At 62.3% G+C, this 21,130-nt stretch carries 17 protein-coding genes; 11 read left to right on the top strand and 6 right to left on the bottom strand.

Annotation, left to right across the window (positions count from 1 at the left end):
- Window positions 1–40: 40 nt before the first annotated feature.
- Complete coding sequence (locus U5775_RS35610; RefSeq protein ID WP_322062824.1) at window positions 41–1,378, bottom strand: MFS transporter; 1,338 nt, start codon at window positions 1,376–1,378, stop codon at window positions 41–43.
- Between the two features lie 66 nt (window positions 1,379–1,444).
- Window positions 1,445–2,218: a putative hydro-lyase gene (locus U5775_RS35605; protein ID WP_322062823.1), complete on the bottom strand. Its 774-nt coding sequence runs from the start codon at window positions 2,216–2,218 to the stop codon at window positions 1,445–1,447.
- Between the two features lie 217 nt (window positions 2,219–2,435).
- On the opposite strand from U5775_RS35605, the gene U5775_RS35600 reads away from it, so the two are divergent.
- From U5775_RS35600 to U5775_RS35590, 3 genes are all read left to right on the top strand, one after another.
- The gene (locus U5775_RS35600; RefSeq protein ID WP_322062822.1) at window positions 2,436–3,368 is read left to right on the top strand and encodes a LysR family transcriptional regulator; all 933 of its coding nucleotides are present in this window, start codon (window positions 2,436–2,438) and stop codon (window positions 3,366–3,368) included.
- Between the two features lie 173 nt (window positions 3,369–3,541).
- On the top strand, window positions 3,542–4,630 hold the full coding sequence (gene zapE, locus U5775_RS35595) for a cell division protein ZapE (RefSeq protein WP_322062821.1): 1,089 nt from the start codon (window positions 3,542–3,544) through the stop codon (window positions 4,628–4,630).
- 99 nt (window positions 4,631–4,729) lie between these two features.
- A complete protein-coding gene (locus U5775_RS35590) occupies window positions 4,730–5,320 on the top strand; it encodes a flavin reductase family protein (RefSeq protein ID WP_322062820.1) in 591 nt (196 codons plus the stop codon).
- A 2,299-nt stretch (window positions 5,321–7,619) separates the two neighbouring features.
- Here the strand turns inward: U5775_RS35590 and U5775_RS35585 are convergent.
- Both U5775_RS35585 and U5775_RS35580 read right to left on the bottom strand, forming a co-directional pair.
- Window positions 7,620–8,612, bottom strand: coding sequence for a ParB/RepB/Spo0J family partition protein (locus tag U5775_RS35585; RefSeq protein ID WP_322062819.1), 993 nt, complete (start codon window positions 8,610–8,612; stop codon window positions 7,620–7,622).
- Complete coding sequence (locus U5775_RS35580; protein ID WP_322062818.1) at window positions 8,609–9,817, bottom strand: AAA family ATPase; 1,209 nt, start codon at window positions 9,815–9,817, stop codon at window positions 8,609–8,611. The genes U5775_RS35585 and U5775_RS35580 overlap by 4 nt, the downstream gene beginning before the upstream one ends.
- A gap of 1,339 nt (window positions 9,818–11,156) precedes the next feature.
- Between U5775_RS35580 and U5775_RS35575 the strand changes: the two genes are divergently transcribed.
- Complete coding sequence (locus tag U5775_RS35575) at window positions 11,157–12,536, top strand: replication initiation protein (protein ID WP_322062817.1); 1,380 nt, start codon at window positions 11,157–11,159, stop codon at window positions 12,534–12,536.
- A gap of 541 nt (window positions 12,537–13,077) precedes the next feature.
- Here U5775_RS35575 and U5775_RS35570 read toward each other — a convergent pair.
- The gene (locus U5775_RS35570) at window positions 13,078–13,284 is read right to left on the bottom strand and encodes a hypothetical protein (protein WP_322062816.1); all 207 of its coding nucleotides are present in this window, start codon (window positions 13,282–13,284) and stop codon (window positions 13,078–13,080) included.
- Window positions 13,285–13,623: 339 nt separating this feature from the next.
- The gene (locus U5775_RS35565) at window positions 13,624–14,088 is read right to left on the bottom strand and encodes an SET domain-containing protein (protein WP_322062815.1); all 465 of its coding nucleotides are present in this window, start codon (window positions 14,086–14,088) and stop codon (window positions 13,624–13,626) included.
- A gap of 272 nt (window positions 14,089–14,360) precedes the next feature.
- On the opposite strand from U5775_RS35565, the gene U5775_RS35560 reads away from it, so the two are divergent.
- The 7 genes from U5775_RS35560 to U5775_RS35530 all read left to right on the top strand — a co-directional run.
- The gene (locus tag U5775_RS35560; protein WP_322062814.1) at window positions 14,361–14,894 is read left to right on the top strand and encodes a pyridoxamine 5'-phosphate oxidase family protein; all 534 of its coding nucleotides are present in this window, start codon (window positions 14,361–14,363) and stop codon (window positions 14,892–14,894) included.
- Window positions 14,895–15,416: 522 nt separating this feature from the next.
- Complete coding sequence (locus U5775_RS35555) at window positions 15,417–16,214, top strand: acetoacetate decarboxylase (protein ID WP_322062813.1); 798 nt, start codon at window positions 15,417–15,419, stop codon at window positions 16,212–16,214.
- A 28-nt stretch (window positions 16,215–16,242) separates the two neighbouring features.
- Window positions 16,243–17,025, top strand: a complete 783-nt coding sequence (locus U5775_RS35550; RefSeq protein ID WP_322062812.1) for a 3-hydroxybutyrate dehydrogenase — start codon at window positions 16,243–16,245, stop codon at window positions 17,023–17,025.
- An 18-nt stretch (window positions 17,026–17,043) separates the two neighbouring features.
- Window positions 17,044–18,288, top strand: coding sequence for a patatin-like phospholipase family protein (locus tag U5775_RS35545; protein ID WP_322062811.1), 1,245 nt, complete (start codon window positions 17,044–17,046; stop codon window positions 18,286–18,288).
- 245 nt (window positions 18,289–18,533) lie between these two features.
- A complete protein-coding gene (locus U5775_RS35540; RefSeq protein ID WP_322062839.1) occupies window positions 18,534–19,283 on the top strand; it encodes an electron transfer flavoprotein subunit beta/FixA family protein in 750 nt (249 codons plus the stop codon).
- 23 nt (window positions 19,284–19,306) lie between these two features.
- Window positions 19,307–20,239 carry an electron transfer flavoprotein subunit alpha/FixB family protein gene (locus U5775_RS35535; RefSeq protein WP_322062838.1) on the top strand — a complete coding sequence of 311 codons (933 nt, stop codon included), beginning with the start codon at window positions 19,307–19,309 and terminating at the stop codon, window positions 20,237–20,239.
- On the top strand, window positions 20,229–21,130 hold a 902-nt coding region (locus tag U5775_RS35530; RefSeq protein ID WP_322062810.1), incomplete at its 3' end, for a CoA ester lyase. The genes U5775_RS35535 and U5775_RS35530, both read left to right, overlap by 11 nt.

Genomic DNA, 21,130 nt, shown 5'->3' with positions numbered 1-21,130 from the left:
GTTGAAGCAAGTACGGGCGTATTCGATCCAGGCGTGGAAGTCAGGCCGATTCCAGCTCGCGGCCGCGTGTCTCGGGCAGCGTGAGCGCTGCGACGATCAGCACGCCATAGGCCGCCACGGCGAACATGCCGATGCTCGGGCCAAGGCCGAATTGCTTCGAGAGCGCGCCGATCAGCACCGGAAACAGCGCCCCGATCGCGCGGCCCACGTTGTAGCAAAAGCCCTGGCCGGAACCGCGCACGCGGGTGGGAAAGAGTTCGGTGAGAAACGCGCCCATGCCCGAGAAGATGCCCGAGGCAAAGAAGCCGAGCGGAAACCCGAGCCACAGCATCGAGCCGTTCGTGAGCGGCAGCGACGTGTAGGCGAAAGCGATCGCCATCGAGCCCACCGCGAAAAGGATGAAGTTGGGCTTGCGGCCGAGCCGGTCCGTGAGCCACGCGCTCGACAGATAGCCCACATAGGACCCCACGATGATCATCGCGAGATAGCCGCCGGTGCCCATCACGGTGAGGTGGCGCTCGGTCTTGAGAAAAGTCGGCAGCCACGTGGTAATCGCGTAGTAGCCGCCTTGCGCGCCCGTGGTCAGCAGCGCGGCGCGCAGCGTCGTGGAAAGCAGTTTCGGCGAGAAAATCTCGGTAAAACGCGGGGTATCCTGTACATCCTGCTGCGCGGCCTTCGCCTGCTCGAATACTTCGGGTTCCTTCACATATCGGCGAATCACGAGCACGAGCAGCGCGGGCACGAGGCCGACCAGGAACAGCGCGCGCCACGCGATTTCGGGCGCCATCACCGAGAACAGCACCGCATAAAGCAGCGCGGCCATGCCCCAGCCGAGCGCCCAGCCCGACTGCACGAGGCCCACGGCCTTGCCGCGGTCGCGCGCGCGGATCACTTCGCCGATCAGCACGGCGCCGGCGGTCCATTCGCCGCCGAAGCCGAAGCCCATCAGCGCACGCGCGGCGAGCAACTGGCCGTAATTCTGCGCGAGCCCGCACAGTCCCGTGAAGACCGCGAACCAGAGCACGGTGAGTTGCAGCGTGCGCACGCGGCCGATGCGGTCCGAGAGAATACCGGCGATCCAGCCGCCGAGCGCCGACGAAAGCAGCGTCAGCGTGCCGATGAAGCCCGCGTCGCCCAGCGAAATACCCCAGGTGGCGACGAGCGTGGGAATCACGAAAGACAGCATCTGCGTGTCCATGCCGTCGAGCATGTAGCCCACTTTGCAGCTCCAGAACGCGCGGCGCGCGCGCGGACCGGCTTCGGCATACCAGGAAAGAGGCTGGGCGGCGATGGCCCTTTCGCTGATGTCGCCAGGGTCTCCGATATCGCCGGTGTGACCGGCCTCGCCGGCGCTGGCCGCGAGTGTCTTGCTGTCCATCTGTTGCTCCTTTTGATAGACGCGTGGGTAAAGCGGGAAAAGGCGGCGCCGTGCGCGCCGCCGGGTTCAGAACACGGCTAGCGATGCGTTCGTGATGTCGGTCATCAGCATGTGGCCCGGCGCGTGCGCGATGGCGATCGGCAACTTCGCGGCCATCAGCGCGGTTTGGGGCGTCACGCCGCACGCCCAGTAGACGGGCAGCTCGCCCGCGCGGATCGTCACCGCGTCGCCGAACTCGGGGCGCGCGAGGTCGGCAATACCGAGTTCCGAGGCGTCGCCGATATGCACGGGCGCGCCGTGCACGCCCGGAAAACGGCTCGTGATCTGCACGGCGCGAATCGCGTCGGCGCCGCGCATGGGGCGCATCGAGACGACCAGCTCGCCGCCGAACACGCCCGCGCGGCGATTCGCGGTGTTCGTGCGGTACATCGGCACGTTGCGGCCCTCTTCCACGTGGCGCAGACCGATGCCCTCGAGCGCGAGCATGTGTTCGAACGAGAACGAACAGCCGATGGCGAACACCACGAAATCGTCCTGCCACAAGGCCTCGATCGATTCCACGCGCTCGCTCAGTGCGCCGTCACGATAGACGTTGTAGGCGGGCACATCGGTGCGGATATCGATGTCGCGGCCCAGCATGGCCACGCGGAAATCGCCGGGCTCGCCCACGCCGAGCAGCGGACAGGGCTTCGGGTTCGCCTGGCAAAAGCGCAAGAAATCGTGCGCGTAGCCGGCGGGCAGGATCGCAAGATTGGCTTGTGCGTACTCGCCACAATGGCCGGCGGTGGGGCCACGAAAATCGCGGTGACGGACAGCCTGGCGGAATTCGAACGGGGTCATGTTTTCGGGCGTTTCTGGTGTGTGGCGTGAATGGCCGTCGGGGCGAAAACCGCGTCGGGCTCGGGATGTTGCGAAGGTGCATGGCAAGTCGCGCACCGTTAGAGCGAAGCATAGAAAAGAAGAAAATTTGACGCCAACTAGTTTTTCTGGGCTCTGGCGGATAGAATTTCTTAACGAAAACGCGGGTTTTCCCGGTGCGCTTCGCGCGCCTCACGCCATGAACACACGCTTCCTTGAAACCTTCGTCACGCTCGCGCGGCTGCGCAGCTTTCGCACGACGGCCACCGCGCTGCACGCCACGCCCGCCGCCATTTCGCAGCGCGTGAAGGCGCTTGAAGAAGAACTACAGACGGTGCTCGTCGAACGCGAAAGCCGCGAGTTCCGGCTCACGCCGAACGGCGAATATCTGCTCGGCTACGCGAAGGCCGTCGTCGAGGCCACGCGCCAGTTGCAGGCCGCCGCGTCCAACGAAGGCGCGATGCGCGGCAAGCTCCGTCTGGGCGTGATCGAGACCGTGGTGCATAGCTGGCTCGCCGACTACATGCGGCGGCTCGCGAGCGACTATCCGCAGCTCGAAGTCGAGCTCGCCGTGGACGTGAGCGTCGTGCTGCAGCGCCGCCTGATGGCGGGCGAACTCGATCTGATCGTGCGCGTCGAAGGTAGTGATGAGGAATCCGTAGTATGTGATGCGCTCGCGAATTACCCGGTCCACTGGATCGCGCGCGCGGGCCTGCTGCCGCTATCGCGCAGCGGGCTGGCCAGGCGCGTGCTGCGCCACCCGATTCTCACCTTCGGGCGCGGAACGGCGCCGCATCGCGCGATGGAGGACATCGTCGCCAAGCTCGCGCTCGCCAATGGCGTGCCGCTTTCAGAGACGCGCATCACCGGTTCGCCGTCGATCTCGGTCATCGTGCAACTCGTGCGCGATGGCTTTGGTGTGGCCGCGATCCCGCGCCTTTTCGTCGATGAACTCGTCGCGCGCGGAGAATTGATCGAGTTGCCGTTGCAGCCTTCGCCACCGTCTATCGTGGTCTCCATGTCGCGACGCAGCGATGCGCCGCTGTTCGTGCACGGCGCGGCGAATGCCGCGCGCGCCGCATGCCACGCGTATTGCGATCATGGCGACGCGCGGCTGATCGAACGGCTCTGAGGTCGCGTGGGGCATGCGTGCGAAGCGCTGCGCGTGACAGCAAACATGGACTTTGGGGCATGAGCGCTCAGACGCGGTTCACGTAAGCGCCCTACTAAACTGCGTTGTCTCGCACGCCATGCCACGTCGTGTGCCACCGACGTTTCCCATCGTTCTCCCAATCATTTTTCCGCATGACCGACCCGCACGCCGTCGCCCGCGCACTGGCCGAAAAAGATATCGTCGCGGACGAGAGCCAGCAGCGGGCAATCGACGCGCTGTGTACGCTGCTCGACGATGAACGCAAGGGCACAACGCAGCACACTTATCAGGGCGTGTACTGCCACGGCTTGCCGGGGCGGGGCAAGAGCCTGATCGTCGATACGGTCTATGCGCTTGTCCCGTGCGCGAAACGGCGCATCCATTTTCATCAGTTCATTCGCGACGTGAATCGCCTGCTCGTGCAGGCGCCCAAAAGCGACGACCGCCTCGGCGACGTCTCCCGCGCGTGGCTGAAGGACGTCGACCTGCTCTACTTCGACGAATTCCACGTGCACGACATCGCCGATGCGTTTCTGATGGGCCGCTTCCTCGAAACGGCGCTCGCGTGCGGGACGCGCATCGTGCTGACGTCGAACTACAGTCCGCGCAATCTGCTGCCCGATCCCGAGTTTCATGAACGCTTCGAACCGACGATCGGACGGATCGAGCGGCATTTCGAAATCATCGCGTTCGACGGTGAGCGCGATTACCGCGAACAAAGCGATGCAAGCGGCACGACGACGACCGAATGGCGTTTTTTCGCGCCCCTCGAAGGCACGCGCGAGCCGTTATGGACGCTCTTTGGCGAATACGAAGCGCAGGCGGCCGTGCATCCGACGATCGCGGAAGTCGCCGGACGATCGCTGCCCGTCACGGCGGCGGGCAAGCAACTCGTGTGGGTCGACTTCGACGCGCTATGCGTTTCGCCGCGCTCGCACCTCGATTACCTCGCGCTCGCCGAGCGCTGGCGCGGCGTGATCGTCGATCGACTCGATACGGAAATGCTCAAGCGCCGCGACGTGCTGCAGCGCTTCGTGTGGTTCGTCGACATTCTTTACGACCGCAAGCATGCGCTGTTTATCGCCTCCGACCGGCCGGTTCGCGCGGCGCTCGTCGGCCTCGACGGCGCGCACGATGTCTCGCGCACCACGAGCCGGCTCGCCGAAATGCAGTCGCACAGTTACGCGAGCAATCTCGTGCGCAGACGCGTTGCCGCGCCCTCGCGCGAAGCGATCGACTAGCGCGGCAGATGCGCACGCGGGCGGCTGAGGCTGTCCGCAGATTTTCTCCATCTGTTGTACAGTCCGTCGAACCTCGACACGATACGGACAGACCGCACGATGGATACCCTCTCCCGCTTCAAACCCGTTGCGCTCGAGCACGCGAGCCGCCTCATCAATCACGGCCCCACCGTGCTCGTCACGAGTGCGGATGGCGCGCGCCGCAACGTGATGGCCGCCGCGTGGTCGATGCCAGTGGAGTTCACGCCGCCGCGCATCGCCATCGTGATCGACAAGAAGACCTTCACGCGCGAACTCATTCACGCGAGCGGGATTTTCGGCATCTGCGTGCCGGGTGCAGCGGCGATGGACCTGACTTATGCGGTGGGCAGCATCAGCGGTCGCGACTCGGATAAGTTCGAGCGCTTTGGCATCGAGGCCGTGATGGGTCCGGTGCTCGGCGTGCCGCTGCTCGAAGCGGGCTGCGCTGCGTGGATGGAGTGCCGGCTTATTCCTGAGCGGCACACTGAGGATGCTTATGACACGTGTTTCTGCGAAGTGGTAGCGGCCGCGGCGGATTCTCGTGTGTTCGATCGGGGGCACTGGGTGTTTGATGAGGGCAATCGTGACTTGCATACGATCCATCATCTTGGTGCGGGGAATTTTGCACTGGCTAGCGATGGGGTTAAGGCTCGGGGGTTGGGTGGGTAGGCTTTTTGTTTTTCCGTGTGCCGGCGTTTTGCTCACTACAAATTACGTATAAAAAAAAACAGGTTGAGGGAAATTTCGCCTGATTTCGAGGTGGGTGTGTCGCTGGCCGTTGTTTTGGGGTCCGAAAACGCATTGGGCCGTGGAACATTGGGGTTTCGAGGCCCTCTTGATGGCCGGAAAGCCCCGTCCAATAAGGGTCTTAGCGATTTCTCCCGAATTTGGTGAATGTTTCACGACGTTGTTAAGGCGATGGTCGGGTGATGGTGGAAGGTTCGTGCTGCCCTTCGGATTTCGGCGTCGTACATGAGGTGGGCTGCGGATGTCTTGCTTCGATTGGTGCTCCGTCGCGTGCCCGCTCCAGATTTGGGAACTCGCTGATGCCGACTCTGACCGTCAGGAACGCACTGCTGATCTGTTTTGAGCCACTTTGCTGATTAGTCAGTTAGTTGCGTTAGTTGGCGTTGTCGAGGCGGACCGAATGTGGCTAAACAGAGCTGCTACGAAAAATTTCTCTGATGGCATCCGGGATCGTCGCGTACTGCGTCTCCGCCCTTCTCCTATGAAATGTCCAGTGTGATGTCCGGAGCGGCATCGCCGTGGTTGATAGATACCTACATGAAGGTGCCACGCGACGTCGGTTGCACAATGCAATCACGTCATGTGGGCCTTCCTGCCAAGCACGAGAAACGACACTGTCCTCTCCGAACGTCAGCCACGGCTGATTCCCTGCAATCAGGGCATGGGGTCGCGGGATATAAGGGCAGCATCGTCCGAATCGAAGCCATTTGAGCGCAGCTGTACAACGCGAATCAGGCTGGCGCTCTGGGCTAATCCGAGAGCTGAATGTGAGAGGTACGCGTACTCCCTTCCCCGTTGCAACCTGTGACTCATCATGCGGCGAGCGAAAAGCTGGCAGTCAAATCCACTCAATCTGCGTCTGCGGACACGCGCCACGGGTTCAAAGACAACGCTATCCGTAGTGGCCATCTGCATTACCCGCCCGCTCAGTTCGGAGCGAATCGCGACCGATTAGCAGCAACATGTCTGAGACAGCAGACCACAGGTCGAGCAGTCGGTGGGTGCTCAAGGCACCCTATTGAGCCATCCCTCGACGTCGCCCATTGGCCGCGCCCACCACCGCTGTCACGCAAAATGATCGCCGACGAATCGGGCTTCGCGTGGCCTGCCCTCGAGCCGCATGTGTCGAGTCGACACACTCTGCTGTGTATCAACCCAAGGCGAGACAAATGACAGCTGTATCACCGAAAGCACCCATTCGCGACCGGTGTCCAGGCATCGAGCGTTGGCAACAGCAGCCAAGCGAAACTTGGCAATTCGATTGAACGCGCGCTTCCGGTTAGCCCGGGATGTGTCGAGTCGACACATTTCATGTTAGCAGCCGAACTCACAGCGGACCGCGTCACATCTAGATCGGACGATGGGAATTGGCGCGGGGTTTCGTCAGAGCAGGCATTGTTGATGAGTTGAAACCGCGAGGCTCGAAGTCTTGGTTATCGTTTGGTGTGTCGAGTCAACACATGGACAGGGGCACACTGGATCAAGCGCCCGGCGTCGGTGCTTCGTGTGTCGACTCGACACACCTGAGCTTCCTCTGCGGCAAGTGCCCAAAGGTCTGTTGGCGAGATCGAATTGGGATCATCGGCATCAAATAGTCAGCCGTCCCCGACACGGTCCATGCGTAGCAACAACATGGCAGAGTACTTGCTCTTGGCGCGGCCAAGTCAGCGTGTCGACTCCACACATCGCGGCGCGCGGGATTGGAAATCCCCTCCACGAACTTGATGTGTCGAGTCGACACACCACCCTCAACGGACAACCAAAGCTACAGGGGGAGCTCGGCCGCAAAACCATATCCCTCGCGCGCCACTTCAACCACTACCTTTCGGAGTCGCCCCTCGCGAGCCGTCGCTCGAACTTTGTGTCGACTCGACACACTGCCTTCCCATGCGCGCGCCCATGAGTATGCGCTGGTGCCACGTTCCACGTCGTCAGCCCACAACGCCCAGGAAAACCACCGGTCCCTTCGCGCACCGCTCGCGTAGCAATCCCTGAATTCCAGCCCAACCTGAACCGCCACCCAACCTTGTGTCGAGTCGACACAAACCCCGCGCCTGCGACCGGCAACGCTGAAGAAGTCTGATCGCCCCAGCCAGCCCAGCGCCCCAACATCGCACACCCCACCCCTCCATGTGTCGACTCGACACACCCCAACCCCAGCCGAAAAAAAAGCCCGCATCCGCGGGCTCTAAACAACAATCCGATCATCCAAAACTCATTCTCAGCCGGGTTTCACATTAAACAGCTGGCTAATGAGCTCCCGAATCTGCGTCTCCTGCGCATCCGACAAAACACCCGTCTTCAACTTCACAGTAAAACTATTCGTATCCTTCGTGATGCTCCCGGCGTGGCTCTTGCCCGAGAAAATCTTCTCGATGCTGCGTTCCGAAACGCTCTGCTCGCTTTCGCCGCGATCCGACTGCGCACCAATCGCCGCAGCCAGTTTCCCTTGATCCAGCGTCCCGGCCACAACCGCGGGCCAAAGCTCGCTCGCCGCTTTAAGCCCTTGCGCACCATGCTTCTTGATAGCCGAAACGATCTCGTCCGCCGCCGATCCGCCAAGCAGCCGGGGATTCAGATCGAGATCGCGCCGGACAAAATCCGGAAGCTTCTCGAATGCGAGAAAGCGGTACAGCCCCTTGCGCGACATGCCCAGCGCCTCGGCCATGCGCGTGCGCGTCGGGAACTCCCGCTCCGCACGGCGCAGTGACTGTCCGATTTCATAGTCGGTGAGATCCTCGCGCCCCACGTTCTCGACCAGCGCCAGCACGGCCATATCCTGATCCGAGCAGTCGATCACCGACGCGCGAATCTCTTCCTCGTGCAAAAGCACGTGTGCGCGCAGGCGTCGCTCACCGGCGATCAGCTGATAGCCGTTGTCCGCGCGCCGCACGACGACCGGCTCGACCAACCCCACTTCACGAATCGATTCGGCCAGCGATGCCAGCCCTTCGTCGCTGAAGATCTTGCGCGGTTGCCACGGGTTCGGCTGAATCGCGCTCACCGGCAGCATGAGCTTGTCGCTCGCGCCTTCCAGTTCCTGGATACGCTGCTGGGCCACGGCCAGCGCGCCCAGCATGCCCGGTCCGGTCTTGAATGCGCTGCTGCGACGCGGTTCCGGCGCCGCGGGCGCGGGCCGTTCAGTCGCCTGGCGCTCGGAAGCCGAGCCGAGCTCGGCAGTCTTGGCCGCCATTTTGTCGCGAAATGAACTCATTTCCCGGCCCTCCATTGCTCAACGTAAAGGTCATCGATCCAGCGCACGTAATCCGTCAGCGGCTGTCGGACGCGCGCCACCGTCTTGTCGGCCAGATCGCCCTTGCTGATGTCGAACACGGTGGCCATCGCCAGCGCGCCGTTGCTCATGGCCGAGCTCGCCGGCACTTCCACCGCGCTCACCCAATCCTTATAGGTGCGCTGCACCCAGGACCGAACGACCGGCGCCGACGACGTCTTGCCGTAATCCACCTTCGACAGCAGCACCGAGACGAAGTCGTAGGTCTTTTCGTCGCCGCGCTCCATGATCGTGTGCGCGAGGTCGGAGAAGAGACTCCAGAACGACACCGAGCTGATGAAGTCGAGGCTTTCGGGGACGAGCGGCATGACCATCGCGTCGGCGGCCATCAGCGCGTTGATGGTGAGGTACGAGAGCGACGGCGCGGTATCGAGGATGATGTAGTCGTAGTGCTGGCGCAGCGTCTGAATGCCCTGGCGCAGCAAGTCCCAGAACTTGAAGCCGGGATTCTTGATGACGGTGCCGGGAATATGAAATTCCGCCGAGAACAGCGTCGGGTGTGCCGGAATGACGTCGAGCCCGTCCCAATAGGTCGGCTGCACGAAATTCAGCAGGCCGCCTTCCATCTGCGGATCGTAAATGAACGGCAGGACCGTGCTGTCCTCCGTCACTTCCTTTTCCGCGTAGAGGCCGCAAAGTTCGGTGAGCGATGCCTGCGGGTCGAGGTCGATCAGCAGCACGCGGCGGCCGCGCAGCGTGAGACCTTGCGCGAGGCACATCGTCGTGGTGGTCTTGGTCGAGCCGCCCTTGAAGTTGGCGACGAGGATCACCTTGCCGTCGGCGTCGCGCACGCCCGTATGAAGCGGCGTTTGATAAATATCCGAAACCTGCTGGACCCAGGTACGCGCTTCAGGCAAGGTAAACACCCGGCTGCGCCCCGAACCCTGTGCCTCGCCTTGCGGCAAACCCTCGCGCGTGGCGAGCAGGTTATTGAGCTTGATGCGGTCGATGCCGCACAACTCGGCGACTTGCGCGGACGTGAAGGTAGGCGCCATTTTCCGCGGCTTGGGCGCCAGCATCATTTCCCGAAGTTCTTCTGACAGATGACCGGCTTCCTCAGCGAACTGGGTGACTGCGGAAAGATCCACGCGTCGGTCAATCGATGGAAATTCGATAGTTTTTGCCATTAATACGCTTTTTATCGGAATTTGGATAAAGCGTAGAATACAGGAAAAGCGTATCGAAACGCACTCATTGAGGTCGATTTTTAAAAAAATCGACCTTTTTATTTGCGCTATAACGGGCTGGAAGCCCTTCGCCCAGCCTCTGACCTTCGCCAGGTCGCCAAGCCGCCCAGGCGGCGATTAAGGCCATTTGCGCGGGTCTGCTTGTTTTTTAAGCAAATCCCTCCTGCAATCACGCGCCACTCTCACTCGCGTGGTCATTCACCTGACCATTCCGAGCCTCAGTCGCATTAGAAGACGCAAAGGGAATCCTCAAAGGTCACGATTTTTGTGCACTTTCGCTCATCCGGGAAATGAGGTTGGCGATTCCCGGTTCTGCGGTAACGGATTTTGTGCTCCTATATCGGCTTCGACGACTCGAGTCCCTGCAAGCGGCACAAAAATCGTTACCTGTGGCAATACCCGCCGGGCGGTGAATCGCCACAGCGCGCATCTGCACAAAAAACGTGACCACGGTGCGGCGCTCCGCTATCCGGTTCTGGCGGCATATCACCGCCGATAGCCGTGACCAGGCTTCCCGAGCACCCCAGCAGGCGCTGCCATTCCAGAAACCGCACAAAAACCGTTACCGTTCCCCCTCTCACGACGACTTGGACGCCTTCCAATACTCGTGCACATAAACCGTTACCCATTGCCGGCCACCGGTAGCGCGATCGTCCTGCATAAAAACCTCAACCTTTGTTCCGAACGATCAGCACGCACAAAAACCGTTACCACGTGGCACGCTCAACACAAGAAATTTGCCTCAACCTGACTCCATCCAGCGGCTTGCACACAAACCGTTACCGCAGAGTCTGGCGCTCGCACACAAAACGTTGCCTCTGGAGACGACCAGGCGTGCTCCGATGCCTCGATCACAACGCGAATTCAGACGACTTCCTCGCAAATCTCCTTTCTGAACAGCCACTCAGGCGCTTCCGCACGAGAAATTCGCCCGCGCGTCCTCAGCCGATTTGCGTGATTTTTTTCGCCAGGCGTCTGATGCAGCACGCAGTTGGTTTGTTTACTTAAACAAAGAAAACCCACTAACCCACTAACGTACGCATCGATTCCCTTTGAGTTCAAACACTTGGGCCTGAAAAGCACCGGTCTATGTGCAAGAGGCATTGGTTTGTGTGCGCCGAGGTGCCGATTTTTGTGCTGGCAAGGAGAAGTCTATGTGCAGTTCGGCACGTTTTTTGTGCCGGCCCTTCAACGTTCGCCGTTCGAGGTAACGTTTATTGTGTTGACTTGTGTTAGCGGAGTGATAGAGTCGCGGCCAATATCGACGGAGAGCACGCGAATGTCGGAGGAGAGCGGACGCAGGACCACCACCCAGCAGATGTCGCTCGGGTTGTTTGAGGAAATGTCCGGCCAGCCCATCAGTGAGAGCACGCGAGAGATCGGCTTTCAGCGCAACAATGTTTTTGTGGCGATCAACGGCCTCGGCCTGTCGTCGCGGCGCTTTATCGACGCCGCGTACTTCATCGCCGCCCAGGAGCCGCTGCCGCGCGAGATCTACGACGTCGACCTGAACTACTTCAAGTGGCTCATGCGCTACGAGAGCCGCAACGTGCGCCATCTCCAGAGCGTGATCAAGGAGGCGCAGCGCGTGCTCATCGAGGTGACGGACACGCCGCCCGATCGCGCGCCCAGCGAAGAGGACCAGTGGATTTCCGAGCAACTGATGGGCAGCGTCAAGATCGGCAAGGGGCGCATCCAGTTTCGCATCCCGCCGCTGATGCTGCGTCACATCACCGGTCCGGACAAGCATCACTGGCTCAACCTCTGCATTACCGCGGCTTTTTCGCAGACTTTCGCGCGCGCGATCTACGACTACGTGCTGCCCTACGTGAACGCCGGCTTTACCGAGTGGATCGAGCTCGACGTCATGCGCCGCTGGCCCGGCAAGCTCGGTTCGAGCGCCTCGGAGTTCAAGCATTTCCGGCCCAAGTATCTCGATCCGGCGGTGCGTCAGATCAACGAGCTCTCGGACATCGACCTCAGTTACGAGACGCGTGCCGATTCCGAAACCTCGCGCAAGATCAACAAGATCCGTTTTCGCCTGAAGCGCAAGGATACGGTCGCCGCCATGCTCAGCCGGCAGCCCGACGCCCATGATCTGCTGCTCACGCTCAAGGAGGAGTTTGGCCTCAGCAACAAGCAGTTCGACGTGATCGCCGAGCACCGCATGAGCTGGACCGACGAGCGGATCCAGCAGGCCATCGAGTACACGCGCTTCCGCCTGAACCAGGGCAAGGTCACGAAGAGCCCGGCCGGCTATCTGATGAAGGCGCTGAGCCACAACTGGCAGGTGTCGGAGGCCGAGCGCAAGATGGTCGCGATCCAGACCGAGATGGCGAGCGCCGCGAGCGCGGAGGAAACGGCGAGAGCCACGGCCGGCACCGCCGTGAAGCAGAGTATCGCCGCGCGCGACGAAGAGGCGCGCACGCAGCGCAACGACGAAGTCCAGCGCGGGCGCGAGCACTTCGAATCCGCCGACGAGAAGACCCGCAAGGAGCTCGTGCGCCTGTACATCGCCTCGCAGGCCGGCAAGCTCATGCTGCGCCGCCTGAAGCTGGAGGCCGGCGCACTATCCGATGCCAATATCCTCAGCCACTCCGATCTGTCGTGGTATTTCGGGCAGTTCGTCTACGGCAAGCTCAAGCAAAGCGCTGCGTGACGCACGCTTTTCGGGCGCATGCGTGCGGCTTCGGCGTGCTCACGACCGGTGAATTCAACGACGCGCTGGACGTCTTGACCGTAGTGTTTCGGGACGTGTTCGCTGCGCCTTAAACCGGTGGCGCGTTGCCTGCCGCGTGGATTTCGAGCGGCAATGCGGCTTGTCGGCGCACGACAAAATGTCGATGGCGGATCAATGACTTAGGCGCGTCGTCCCAGGGAGTATCCACAACCTTATGCCCAAAAATTGTGGATAACCTGGAGCCGTGCGCAGGAGCCGCGCCGCGTCTCAGTGCACCGGCGCGTCGACACCGTAGCGCCGGCTTAGCGTGGTGCCGTTGACGATAACGATGTCGTTACCGGACCGTTGCACATTCCCGGTCCGATGGCGGCGGTGGCCGGAGCACTGGCGTCGAAGGTTGCCCATGGCACGGCCGGCGCCACGAGGAGGTCCTCCAGGAGCCAGTCGTAAAGCGAAGAGGGGGCGGTGCCCCGGATCACCACGCGGTAATCGCTGGCGTTGCTGCCTCGTACCACATACATCAGATTTTCGGGAATCGTACGTTGCCTCTGTAATACAGCGATGGTCCCCAAACCACAGTGAATTTGCCGCTGAGCGCAGCCGATCTATGCAGCGATTCATTGATGAGTCGATATAAAGTGCTTGCCTCGGGCCGGTTTAAATCCACCCCCGCATTGGCGACAAACGACAAAGCCAGATTTTCCTGCTGATGAGTATAGGCCTGCATGACACCTCCGGAAAGGACTTGCGGCATGGGCTATTCCATAATGGTTCGGATAGCTAATTTTGTCGAACGAGAGATAAAATTTGAAGAGAGAATTTGGTCATTCTCTCGCTTGAATTGGATCGTTGATATTTCAAACGTATATTTTCGGCGTGACGCTGTCGATTGGTTTTGCTCACCCAGTTTGATTGAGGACAGACGCAGTGGTGGCGGTGGCCGGCTCGATGGTCGGCCCCTTCTTCGTTATAGCGTCGGGCATGCTTTCCGACGTTCGCGCAGCATCGACGCCCCAGCGAAATTACATCGCACTCCAGATCGAATCGCACGCGCCCGGCGCACGATTCAAACCACCAGCACGAGCGCGCCCGCAGCCAGTCCGCCCAGCATCGTGCCGCGGCAGAGCGGCGCCCCGCAGCGGCAGGCATACTCGCGCTGCGCGTCGGCTTGCGCCTGCTCGTCGAGCTCGAGCGCGTAGTCGATGAAGAGCTCCTCGCCGGGCGCGATGTCGCGGATCGCCTCGATAAACACGCGCGCGCCGTGCTCGACGGCCTCGCAGTTCGCGGCGCACGCATGATTGAGCCAGCGCGCGCCATTGCCGCCGCGTCCGCCGTCGATCACGCGTCCGTCCGAAAGGCCGAACAGGAAGGTATGGCCCGAGTCGCTGCGCCGCGCATTCCAGCGCGCCGCCTCGCGCCACGTGGTCACCATGCCCTTGTATTCGAAGATGCGTTCCCCGGCGTGCAACGGAAGCAGCGCGAATACGCCTTTGCCATGCACCGGCGATTGCCGGACAGTCACACGTTTCATAGTCGTTGAAATGGCGCAGTGGGGGAGGAGGAGACGCCGAGTATAAGCCGAGAAAATGTCAGCGAATACGGCGTCGCGACAGGGTGGCCGATGCGGCTCAACCGGCGCGCGCCGTTGCGCAAACCCGCTCGCACCGGCTTCGATACGGCCCTGTCTCAGGGGGCTTTTAGGAGCTGCCGCGCGATTCCATCGCCGCAAGCGATGCGGTAGATTGACGGGCGCAGGCGCGCGTCGCAATGATGGCGTGACGCCAGGCGCCCACGGAGAACACGATGCATCGACACGAAACCCGCAACCCCGCCCAGAACGCCGGGCCCCGAGGCGACCCCCATGACGCCCGCGCCTTGCCGTCCGCGCTCGTGAGCGCGCTCGATGGCGAGCATCTCGATGCGCATGCGGACGAGGCCATGCGCCTCTCGACCGTGAGCGCCGATGGCTGGCCGCACGGCGCGCAACTGAGCATGGGCGAAGTCCTCGCGGTCGATGCGCAGACCCTGCTCGTCGCGATGTGGCCTCGCTCGAACACCGCGCAGAACATGCTGCGCGACGGTCGCCTCGCGCTCACGCTGGTCCACGACGGCGCCGTGCTGGAGATACGCGCGCACGCGAGCCTCGTCGCGGAGCATCAGACGGCGCTCGACCTCAGCGTGTTCCGCTTGCGTATCGAACGGGTGGACGTGCATCGCGCGAAATATGCCGAGGTGCTGAGCGGCGTGACGTTCCGCCTCCACGAGCGCGAGGCGGTGCTCGCGCGCTGGCGCGAGCAGATTGCGATGTTGCGAACGCACGCCGGGCACGCTGCATAGTGTGCTGATTGGGGTTTCCAGACCGGCTTGACCTCCGCTTGCGCAAGCGGAGGTTTTTTTGCGCCCGCTACGCGTTTTATTCACAAAATATAATTGCGATTTTCAATTCCCGGATTTTTTCAATTTAAACAATAAAGCATTGCATTGACGCAACGGTCACGATACTGTCACCGAATTTATAATCCGCCGCAATTGGATTCGGCGCCCGGCCATTCAATGGCGCACGCCGACTGCGACGTCGGGAAAGCGGATCTCGGCATCGTCTGCGACGCGGGCCGGAAATGGCGGGAGCCTGGCGGCTATCACGTCATCGGGGCGCGAGGCACACAGCCCCCTCCGGATAACGCAATAATGTGGAACGCCGATGATAAGAATATGAATAGCGCGCAGCAAAACACTTTCAATCGGCTTTTTATTTAATGAAAGTGCAACAGTGTTTATTTGTAACGAATGCCATGCGCAGATTCAATCGCCTTTATGATTACTCGCGACGTTTTATCGCAGCCCAGTCACGAGGACAATATGAATCTGGAAAAAATACGACGCGAAGCGTTTGCAATGCCCGTTCATAATCCCGCTTATCCGCGGCCGCCGTTTCGCTTCGTCAAGCGCGAATACTTCATCATCTCCTATGAGACCGACCCGGACGCGCTGCGCGCCATCGTGCCGGAACCGTTGCAGCCGGAGAACAACCTGGTCCACTACGAGTTCATCCGCATGCCCGACTCGTCGGGTTTCGGCGACTACACCGAGAGCGGCCAGGTGGTGACGGTGCGCGACCCGCAAGGCCGGCTCGGGAACTACACGCACGCCATGTATCTCGACGACGAAGGCCCCATCGCGGGTGGGCGCGAGATCTGGGGCTTTCCGAAGAAGCTCGCGCGCCCGGTGCTCGCCGTGGACGGCAACGACACGCTGCTCGGCACGCTCGACTACGGCACGCAGCGCGTGGCCACGGGCACGATGGGCTACAAGCACCACGTGCTCAATAACGAAGACGAGCGCCGCAAGCTCGCCGATACGCCCAACTATCTGCTCAAGGTGATTCCGCACGTGGACGGCACCGCGCGCGTTTGCGAGCTGGTGCGTTTCTATCTGCGCGACGTGACGGTGCATGGCGCGTGGAGCGGTCCGGCCGCCATCGAGCTGCATCCGCATGCGCTCGCGCCCGTGGCGGATCTGCCGGTGCGCCGCGTGGTGGGCGCGCGCCACGTGATCGCCGATCTCACGCTCGATATCGGCGAGGTCGCCTACGACTATCTCGCCGAAGCCCCGACGCACCGCAGCGCCGGCGAAGTAGAGCAAGTGGAACTTGCCTGACTTCTATTGCATTTACTAAGGATAACTCATGTCTTTGAAGAACAAGGTGGCGCTGATTACCGGCGCGGCGAGCGGCATTGGTGAACATTGCGCGCGTCACTTCGCGCAGCAGGGCGCGGCGGTCGTGATCGCCGACCTGAACCTCGCGAACGCGGGCAAGGTAGCCGACAGCATCGTGGCGGCGGGCGGCAAGGCGCTGGCCGTGGCCATGGACGTCACCAACGAGGAAGCCGTGAACGCGGGTATCGAAGAAGCCGTGAAGGTGTTCGGCGGCATCGACGTGCTGGTGTCGAACGCGGGCATCCAGATCATCAGCCCGGTGGACGAGTTCGCATTCTCCGACTGGAAGAAGATGCTCGCGATCCACCTGGACGGCGCGTTCCTGACCACCAAGGCCGCGCTCAAACATATGTACGGCAGCGGCAAGGGCGGCTCGATCGTCTATATGGGCTCGGTGCATTCGCATGAGGCCTCGAAGCTCAAGGCGGCCTATGTGACCGCGAAGCATGGCCTGCTGGGACTCGCGCGTGTGGTGGCGAAAGAGGGCGGCCCGCGCGGCGTGCGCGCCAACGTTGTGTGCCCCGGTTTCGTGCGCACGCCGCTCGTCGACAAGCAGATTCCCGAGCAGGCGAAGGCGCTGGGCATTCCGGAGGCGGACGTCATCAGGAACGTGATGCTCAAGGACACGGTCGATGGCGAATTCACCTCGCTCGACGATGTCGCCAACACGGTCGCCTTCCTTGCGGGCTTCGAATCGAATGCCTTGACGGGGCAGTCGGTGCTGGTCACGCACGGCTGGTCGATGCACTAACGCGCGGAGGGAGCACATATGCGCAGCAGCAATACAGCCATCCGCCATGCGCCCACGCCGTTCGAACTGCCGCGCTACGACGAAATCGCGCTGGTTTTGCAAGGCGGCGGCGCGCTCGGGTCCTACCAGTCCGGCGTGTTCGAGGGGCTCGCGCAGGCCGGCGTCGAGCCGCACCGGATCGCGGGGGTATCGATCGGCGCGCTCAATACGGCGATCATCGCCGGCAACGAACCGGGGCGGCGCGTAGAAGCGCTGCGCGGCTTCTGGGAGTCGATCTGCCATCCGCTCGACTGGCTCGGCAATTTCGGTTCGCTCGCGTTGCCGCTCCTTGGCCACCACGATCTCGCGCGCCGCTGGGCCAGCATGTGGGCCGCGGGGCGCGCGATCGCCGAGGGCCAGCCGGGCTTTTTCGCGCCGCGCGTGCCGCTGCCCGTGGCGGGCTGGCACAAGCGCCTGCCGAGTGCGGTGAGCTACTACGATACGGCTGCCTTGAAGGCGACGCTGCAGCGTTTCGCCGATTTCGAGCGCATCAACGACGGCCCGATCCGCGTCTCGGTGGGCGCGGTGAACGTGCGCAGCGGCAATCTCGTCTACTTCGACAACACGAAGATGCGTCTCGAACCCGAGCACTTCATGGCGTCGGGCGCGCTGCCGCCGGGCTTTCCGGCGGTGGAGATCGAAGGCGAGTACTACTGGGACGGCGGCCTCGTTTCGAATACGCCGCTCACGGAGGTGCTGCGCGATGCGGACCACAAGGACACGCTGGTTTTTCAGGTCGATCTATGGAGCGCCAGCGGCAACGTGCCCGCCGACTTCATGGACGTGGCCGAGCGCGCCAAGGACATCCAGTATTCGAGCCGCACGCGCGCCATCACCAACATGCTGGCCGACCGGCAAAAGCACGCGCGTTTCATCAAGGAGCTGCTGGAGCACGTGCCCGCCGAGATGCGCCTCAGCGATCCGCTCTTCAAGCTGGCCGAGCGCGTGGCCGATGGCTCTTCGATCAACGTGGTGCATCTGATCTACAAGAACAAGCCGTATGAGGGGCACTACAAGGACTACGAGTTCAGCGTGGACACGATGAAGGAGCACTGGGCGAGCGGGCTCGAGGACATTCGCGGATCGTTTGCGCATCCCGAGTGGTTCGCGGTGCCGAGCCGCGAGCAGGGCTTCGTCACGCACGATATCCACCGGCCCGCCAATGTGGTGCCGGAGTCCGATCGCAGTGCGCTGCCCACGAGCGAGCAGGCGCAGGCAGCGTAAGAGCCTTCGCGATTGACGGGCGAAAGTGCCTTGGGTCTTTCGCGCGCCCGAGCAGGCACGAAGCGCGTACCGCAGTTCGCGGTCGCGCTCGTGCCGGGCCGCCCGCCTGTTGCCCGTCGCCGGCCGTTCATCGACCAATAGGCGTGGGCTATGACCGGCAGAGTTAATCGATAGTTGTCGTTCGCCGCGATCCCACGTGTAATGCGTTCTCGAGTAGCACGTATGAAACAGTGGAGGGGATGAAAGTGAAGATCGTGGTGCCGGTTAAACGAGTGGTCGACTACAACGTCAAGGTTCGTGTGAAGTCCGATGGCACGGGCGTGGATATCGCGAACGTGAAGTTCTCGATGAATCCGTTCGATGAAATCGCCGTGGAAGAAGCGGTTCGTCTGAAGGAAGCGGGTGTGGCGACGGAAGTCATTGCCGTGTCCGCAGGGGTCGCGCAGGCGCAGGAAACGCTGCGCACGGCGCTCGCCATCGGCGCGGATCGCGCCGTGCTGATCGAATCGAATGAGGATTTGCAGCCGCTCGCGGTGGCGAAGCTTTTGAAGGCGCTCGTCGATAAGGAGCAGCCTTCGCTGATCATTCTCGGCAAGCAGGCCATCGACGACGATTCGAACCAGACCGGGCAGATGCTGGCCGCTTTGGCGGGTCTGCCGCAGGCCACGTTTGCTTCGAAAATCACGGTCGCCGATGGCCGTGCCACGGTCGCGCGCGAAGTCGATGGCGGCGCGGAAACGCTTTCCCTGCAGTTGCCCGCCGTGGTGACCACCGATCTTCGTTTGAACGAGCCGCGCTATGTCACGCTGCCGAACATCATGAAGGCGAAGAAGAAGCCCTTGGAGACGGTCAAGCCCGAGGATCTGGGCGTCGATGTCACGCCGCACCTGAAGACCTTGAAGGTGGCCGAGCCGCCCAAGCGTAGCGCAGGCGTAAAGGTCGCCGACGTGCAGACGCTGATCGAGAAGCTGAAGACCGAAGCGAAGGTGCTGTGAGGAGCGAGGAAGAAATGACGAATCTGGTGAATCTGGTAATAGCCGAACACGATAACGTGTCGATTAAAGCGGCAACGTTGAATACGGTTGCCGCGGCGCAGAAGATTGGCGGCGACGTGCACGTGCTGATCGCGGGTCACAATGCGCAAGCGGCCGCGGACGCGGCGGCGAAGATCGCGGGCGTTTCGAAGGTGCTCCTGGCCGATGCGCCGCAGCTCGAAGCGGGTCTTGCGGAAAACGTCGAGGCGACAGTACTTGGCATTGCGAAGCATTATTCTCACATCCTCGCGCCCTCGACGGCGGCGGGCAAGAACGTCACGCCGCGTATCGCCGCGAAGCTCGACGTTGCGCAGATCAGCGATATCACCGCGGTCGATTCGCCCGATACGTTCGAGCGTCCGATCTATGCTGGCAACGCGATTGCCACCGTGCAATCGCAAGACGCCATCAAGGTCATCACGGTCCGTACCACGGCTTTCGATGCCGTTGCAGCCGAAGGCGGCAGCGCAGCGGTGGAAAAGATCGAAGCGGCGGCAGACAGCGGCCTTTCCCAATTCGTGAGTCGCGAAGTCACGAAGCTCGACCGTCCGGAGCTCACGAGCGCGAAGATCATCGTCTCGGGCGGCCGGGGTCTCGGCAGCGGCGAGAACTACACGAAGGTGCTGGAACCGCTTGCCGACAAGCTCAACGCAGCACTCGGCGCCTCGCGCGCGGCAGTCGATGCGGGCTACGTGCCCAACGATTATCAAGTGGGGCAAACCGGCAAGATCGTCGCGCCGCAGTTGTACATCGCGGTCGGCATCTCGGGTGCGATCCAGCATCTGGCCGGCATGAAGGACTCGAAGGTGATCGTCGCCATCAACAAGGACGAGGAAGCACCGATCTTCAGCGTGGCCGATTACGGTCTCGTGGGCGATCTGTTCACGGTCGTCCCGGAGCTCGAGCATGAGCTTTGACGGCCGCGCGGCGCTAGGCCCCGCGCCCCAGCGCGAGAACGCCGCGTTAGCGGCGTTCTCGCCGCAGTCGTACCTGTTCGTGCCGGGCAGCCGCCCGGAGCGCTTCGACCGGGCGCTTTCCAGCGGCGCGGACGCGGTCATCGTCGATCTCGAAGATGCCGTCGAGCCCGCGGCCAAGGAAGCCGCGCGCGAGGCCATCGCGGGCTGGGTGTCGCGCTGCCGCCCGGTGCTCGTGCGCATCAACGCGCGCGCGACACCGTGGTTCGAGCACGACGCGAAGCTCGGCGCGCTCGATGGCGTTGCGGGCATCGTGCTGCCGAAGGCCGAATGCGCCGAGGACGTCACGGCCGCCATCGCCATCGCGCGGCGGCGCGTGCCGGTTTATCCGCTGATCGAGAGCGCCCAGGGCATGTGGAACGCGATGGCCATCGCGAGGGCGCCGTTCGTGAAGCGCCTGATGTTCGGCACGCTCGATTTCATCGCCGAAATGGGCATGCCCGACGACGGCGAACCGCTCAATCACTATCGGAACCAGCTTGCGCTCATCTCGCGCGTGGCCGGCATCGAGGCGCCCGTCGACGGCGTCACGCCCGATATCCACGATCTCGCGCGCATCGAGCGCGATGCGCTGAACGGCAAGCGGCTTGGCTTTGGCGCGAAGCTTTGCATCCATCCGAAGCAGATCGAGGCCGTGCACCGCTGCTATCGGCCGAGCGAGCAGGAGCTCGCCTGGGCCGCGCGCGTGGCCGATGCGGCAAGCAAGGCAGAGGCGGGCGCGATCACCGTCGACGGCAAGATGGTCGACCGTCCCGTGATGTTGCGTGCGCAACGAATTCTCGCGATGGCCGCGATGCTCAAACAACAGGCAGAGAACTCCGAGGTAGTGTCCGC

The sequence above is a fragment of the Paraburkholderia sp. J63 genome, assembly GCF_905220245.1.
Taxonomy (GTDB): Bacteria; Pseudomonadota; Gammaproteobacteria; order Burkholderiales; family Burkholderiaceae; genus Paraburkholderia.
Note: the sequence above shows the minus strand (reverse complement) of the source record. Positions and strands in the feature narration are given on the sequence as shown.